The sequence below is a fragment of the Dolichospermum sp. UHCC 0259 genome, assembly GCF_009711935.1.
Lineage (GTDB): Bacteria > Cyanobacteriota > Cyanobacteriia > Cyanobacteriales > Nostocaceae > Dolichospermum.
This window is the reverse complement of record NZ_VIKX01000063.1, coordinates 1-4,929: the sequence shown is the minus strand read 5'-3', so window position 1 is coordinate 4,929 and position 4,929 is coordinate 1. Positions and strand designations below refer to the sequence as shown.

Below are 4,929 nucleotides of genomic sequence, written 5' to 3'. Positions count from 1 at the left end.
TTTACTCCAGCCTTCTGAGGGGGGCAGGGGGCAGGGGAGCAGAGGAGCAGAGGAGCAGAGGAGCAGAGAAGCAGGGGAGCAGAGGAGCAGAGGAGCAGAGGAGAAAATTAACCAATGACTAATGACCAATGACTAATGACCAATTCCCTGTTCCCTGCTATATAAATTGCTATACAACGCATCAATTCAGTATTCGCAAGTATTTTTGCTAATGTGATTATGTAAATTAAATACTGGACAACTAATTAAATTAAATTAAAATTATACAGATAACCCGCTAAATTAATAAGAGCTATAATTTTATACTTAGGTTAAATCAAAATGCGTCTAGAGCAGTTGCAAGCCTTTTTGGCGATTGTTCAAACTGGCAGCTTTCAACAAGCAGCAAAACAATGTGGTGTGACTCAATCAACTATTAGTAGGCAAATTCAGGCATTAGAAGCAAATTTAGGGATAGAACTATTTCATAGAACCTCCCATGCCAAATTAACGTTAGGGGGTGAACGGTTACTTCCTCGTGTGCATAAAATCTGCCAGGAATGGGACTTTGCTACACAGGAATTGACAGATTTAATCGGAGGAAAGCAACCAGAACTATGTATTGCAGCGATACACTCAGTTTGTGGTTCTTACTTGCCACCAGTGTTACAAAAGTTTTGCCATCATTATCCAGATGTCCAATTGCGAGTCACATCATTAGGAAGCGATCGCTCTCTGAAAGTCCTCAAAGATGGTTTGGTAGATTTAGCAATTGTCATGCACAATCGCTTTCTGATCACAGGCAAGGAAATGGCGATAGAATTCCTATACGAAGAACCCATAGAAGTCCTCACCGCAGCCAATCATCCCCTAGCTGAATATGAATCTATCCCCTGGTTAGAGTTAATTCGTTATCCTCAAGTAGTATTTAAGGATGGTTATGGAATGCAACGTCTGATTCAAGATAAATTTGAACAGATGAAAACTACACTTAAAACAGCTTTAGAAGTAAACACCCTCGATGCTTTTCGGGGAGTAGTTCGTCAAGGAGAACTCATTGCCTTACTTCCCCAGTCAGCACTCATAGAAGCCAGATATGACCCCACCCTGGCAGTTCGTCCCCTATACGACAATAATAATTTAGGCAATAATTCCCCTCTAACTCGTCAGGTAGTCATGGTAACAACTCAAGATCGCCTTCACATTCCTCCCATACAATATTTTTGGCAACTTGTCAAGGATAATATTCCTGAAAATTCTAGCAAGAGTCAGAAGTAAAAGAGAATTGTGGAAGGAGTTTGATGATCAATTTGAGTCTACACAGCACTGTCCTTTTAAAATTGCCTTTTTCAACTGACAAATGACAACTGACAACTAACAAATGACTAATAAATTTCGAGAATTTATTCAAAAAGTAGGTAGTGGAAGTCACACATCAGATAATTTAACCCGTGCTGAAGCGGCTACCGCGACAAAAATGATGTTATTGGCTGAAGCGACACCAGCACAAATTGGCGCGTTTTTAATTGCTCATCGGATTAAACGTCCTACGGGTGAAGAGTTAGCCGGGATGTTAGATACTTACCATGAATTTGGTCCCAAATTGTCGGCAATAGCCCAACCTGTCATTGTTTTAGGTATACCCTATGATGGCAGAACTCGCACCGCACCCATTAATATCATTACGGCTCTATTATTAGCTGCTGCGGGACAACCTGTAATTATGCACGGGGGCGGTGCCTCTGGCGAGCGAAGCTATCGCTTACCCACCAAATATGGTTTGCCTTTAATTGAAATTTGGCAAGGTTTAGGAATAGATTGGACTGGTTTATCACTGGAACAAACCCAGCGGATTTTTGAAGAAACAGGAATCGGCTTTATTTACACACCCAAGCATTTTCCTTTAAATCAAACTTTGTGGGAATATCGTGATCAATTGGGGAAACGTCCACCGTTAGCAACAATGGAGTTAATTTGGTGTCCTTATGCTGGGGAAGCTCATATTATTGCCGGTTTTGTTCATCCACCCACGGAAGCAATGTTTCAAGCGGCTTTAGGATTACGTGGAATCACAAAATATACTTTTGTTAAAGGTTTAGAAGGTAGTTGCGACTTACCGCGCGATCGCACAGCTATCATCGGTTTATCTTCATCAAATCCAGCAATATTAACCCGTCTACAACTTTCACCCCGTGAATATGGCTTTACTACTAAAAATGTTCCTCTAACTACTACAGAAGAACTAATTAAAGATATGCAAGGGGTTTTGACGGGAAAAGCCAGTGAATTAATGCAAACAGCCCTCTGGAATGGTGGTTTTTACCTATGGCGCAGTGAAATTTGTCCAGATATACAAGCTGGTATAAACAAAGCCGCCGAATTAATTACCAGTGGTATATTAGCTGCTAAACTGCACCAAATTAAAATGTTGCTGAGTTAAATTTACGACCAATTCTTTCTTCGTTCTTCGTTCGTTCTTTCTTCTAAATCCTTCTTCCTTCTTCCTTCTTTCTTCTAAATCCTGACTCCTGACTCCTGACTCCTGACTCCTAATTAATACTTAAAACAAGTCCCTCACGGGCTAGTAATGCTTTAGGGAAGAATGATTGAATTTCAGTTTGAACATGATCAAGCAAATCATCATCATCATCAGGATGATGGTAGGAGATAACTAAACGTTTTACTCCAGCCTTCTGAGCCATATTTACGGCTAGTTCCCAAAAGGATTCACTCATTTCATGTCTATGATCCGTTGGCGGAGCATAAATGGCATTAGTAATCCATAAATCAGCATCTTGAATAAGTTTTAAAATTCGTGTTTCCTCTTCCGAAGTAATAAGTTTATGTAAATCCGCAGCATAGGCAACGTTGTATCCCCCCCAGGTTACGCGATAGCCAATTGAGCGCTGATTTTTATTAATTAATGTTGTTTGAATATTGACATCATTTAACTCAATTAATTGATCTGGCATCAAATTATAAAACTTCAATACTGACTTCATCACTTGTAAAGGATAAGGAAAGTGAGGTTGAAGCATTTGGTCACATATACATTGCTTAATGGACGCACCATTAGATGCCGCCGTTCCATAAACATGAAAACAATTATTGGTGATAAATGCTGGAGCAAAAAAAGGAAAGCCCTGGATGCGATTAGATTGAGAATTTGTAAAAAATAAATGTGCCTCGATAGCTTGCTCTAGTTCTTGCCAATTTCCGCCCAAAATGCGTAAACCAGTCCCTCCATCAAAAATTAAGCGTTTTCCGGCTACATACATTTCCACACAGCCAGTATTACCACCATAGCGAATGTTATGGGTGCTAGGAGTAGGAATCAAACCACGTACACCCCAGAATCTGACCTGAAATAGCTCAGACTGATTAGCCAGGATGGGACTTAGCTGTTCGGGGGGATAAATTTGAGAATCGGACCACTCAAAATTTGACATTTTCTTGAAAATTAGAGCTTACTAAGCAGATCATCATAATGTCGCACTTCTAATAACTGGTTTTTTTCACCCACAATTACAACAGTAGGAGAGTAACATTTTAACTCTTCTATAGTAAACTGCCCGTAAGCCATTATAATCAAGCGATCGCCAACTACGCCTAAACGTGCGGCCGCTCCATTCAGTTCAATAGCTCCCGAATTAGCTGGAGCCGATATGGCATAAGTAATAAAACGCTCACCATTAGCAATATTCACTACTTGTACTTGCTCATAAGGAAATATACCAGCTTTTGTCAAGAGAACCTCGTCAATGCTGATACTGCCCACATAATTAATATTTGCCGCTGTGAGTGTACAGTTATGAATTTTTGCTGATAAGAGAGTGCGCTGCATTTGATTTTAAATTTTTTTTTGCAACCAGTGAGAGATTCGGGGATCAGATCAGTAGGTTGTTACTGATTATTCCACAATTATTGGTTTAGTGGGTAATGAGTAATTCACATTACCATCACCCATAATCTATTATGCTTTAGCTTTAGCTGCTTGAATGAACTTTTCTACCAAGGGGGCTACCTTATCAACATCCTGCCAACCGAGAATTTGTGTCACCTTTTTTTCCAAATTTTTATAACTACGGAAAAATTCGGCAATTTCTTCCAGTTTATGAGGGGCTATGTCTTTAAGGGACTTTACATGAGCATAGCGCGGATCTTTATCGGGAACACAAAGAATTTTTTCATCGCGATCGCCACCATCAATCATTTCCAAATAACCAACTGGTCTAGCGGCAATAACGCAGCCAGGAAATGTTGGCTCATCCATTATCACCATACCATCTAACGGATCGCCGTCATCAGCCAAGGTATTGGGGATAAAACCATAATCATAAGGATACTTAACTGAAGAATAAAGAACCCGATCTAGGGCAAATGCTTGTAAATCCTTATCGTATTCGTATTTATTTTTACTCCCACCAGCAATTTCAATCAGAACATTAATCACACCTGGCTTTGGTTGGGCAGGAATCAAAGATAAATCCACAATAAAACTCCTTTACTAAAAGTGAATCAGCGGTAGCAGCCATTTTCGCTCCCAGTGTAAGATTTTAAGGCATTGTGGATCTCTTCCCCAATATTCCTTCTAAAATACTGGTAAATTTCACAAATGACCAACAAAAAAGGCAAAGAAGAAAACTCCCTGCCCCTAATCCTCTACTGTCAGTCTTAAATTCTGCTGTATATTTTAATCTCCGCGAATAGATAGATTGTAAGTTAAGGATGGTTGGTTGTTTTCAACATTAACAGAAGAATAGTGGGCAATGATAAATACTGGTAAAGTGAGAGTGATCAGAGCGATCAGTGTTCCCACGATGTCTGCCAAACGCTGGGAATATGTATCGGAAGAATTGGCAGACGGGCTATTTAAATTCATACAAAGTTGTAATTAATCAGAATCACGAGTAGGTTGACTCTAGTGTGTTAATTCTGTGAATCCTTTAC

General features: G+C 39.8%; 6 protein-coding genes. 2 read left to right on the top strand and 4 right to left on the bottom strand.

Annotated features, from left to right (window positions below; all coding sequences use genetic code 11):
* The first annotated feature begins 321 nt into the window (after window positions 1–321).
* Both FJR05_RS05140 and FJR05_RS05135 read left to right on the top strand, forming a co-directional pair.
* A complete protein-coding gene (locus FJR05_RS05140) occupies window positions 322–1,257 on the top strand; it encodes a LysR family transcriptional regulator (protein ID WP_168643122.1) in 936 nt (311 codons plus the stop codon).
* Window positions 1,258–1,360: 103 nt separating this feature from the next.
* A complete protein-coding gene (locus FJR05_RS05135; protein WP_168643120.1) occupies window positions 1,361–2,419 on the top strand; it encodes an anthranilate phosphoribosyltransferase family protein in 1,059 nt (352 codons plus the stop codon).
* A gap of 109 nt (window positions 2,420–2,528) precedes the next feature.
* Here FJR05_RS05135 and FJR05_RS05130 read toward each other — a convergent pair whose 3' ends face one another.
* From FJR05_RS05130 to FJR05_RS05115, 4 genes are all read right to left on the bottom strand, one after another.
* Window positions 2,529–3,428, bottom strand: coding sequence for an MBL fold metallo-hydrolase (locus FJR05_RS05130; protein WP_168643118.1), 900 nt, complete (start codon window positions 3,426–3,428; stop codon window positions 2,529–2,531).
* 11 nt (window positions 3,429–3,439) lie between these two features.
* Complete coding sequence (gene panD, locus FJR05_RS05125; protein WP_168643116.1) at window positions 3,440–3,823, bottom strand: aspartate 1-decarboxylase; 384 nt, start codon at window positions 3,821–3,823, stop codon at window positions 3,440–3,442.
* A 129-nt stretch (window positions 3,824–3,952) separates the two neighbouring features.
* On the bottom strand, window positions 3,953–4,471 hold the full coding sequence (locus FJR05_RS05120; protein ID WP_168643115.1) for an inorganic diphosphatase: 519 nt from the start codon (window positions 4,469–4,471) through the stop codon (window positions 3,953–3,955).
* A gap of 201 nt (window positions 4,472–4,672) precedes the next feature.
* Window positions 4,673–4,861, bottom strand: coding sequence for a hypothetical protein (locus FJR05_RS05115; protein WP_027404162.1), 189 nt, complete (start codon window positions 4,859–4,861; stop codon window positions 4,673–4,675).
* Window positions 4,862–4,929: the final 68 nt, after the last annotated feature.

Coding starts and splice junctions, on each gene's coding strand:
- FJR05_RS05135 (WP_168643120.1), top strand. CDS start 1,361: ATGACTAATAAATTTCGAGAATTTATTCAAAAAGTAGGTAGTGGAAGT.
- FJR05_RS05115 (WP_027404162.1), bottom strand. CDS start 4,861: ATGAATTTAAATAGCCCGTCTGCCAATTCTTCCGATACATATTCCCAG.
- panD (WP_168643116.1), bottom strand. CDS start 3,823: ATGCAGCGCACTCTCTTATCAGCAAAAATTCATAACTGTACACTCACA.
- FJR05_RS05130 (WP_168643118.1), bottom strand. CDS start 3,428: ATGTCAAATTTTGAGTGGTCCGATTCTCAAATTTATCCCCCCGAACAG.
- FJR05_RS05140 (WP_168643122.1), top strand. CDS start 322: ATGCGTCTAGAGCAGTTGCAAGCCTTTTTGGCGATTGTTCAAACTGGC.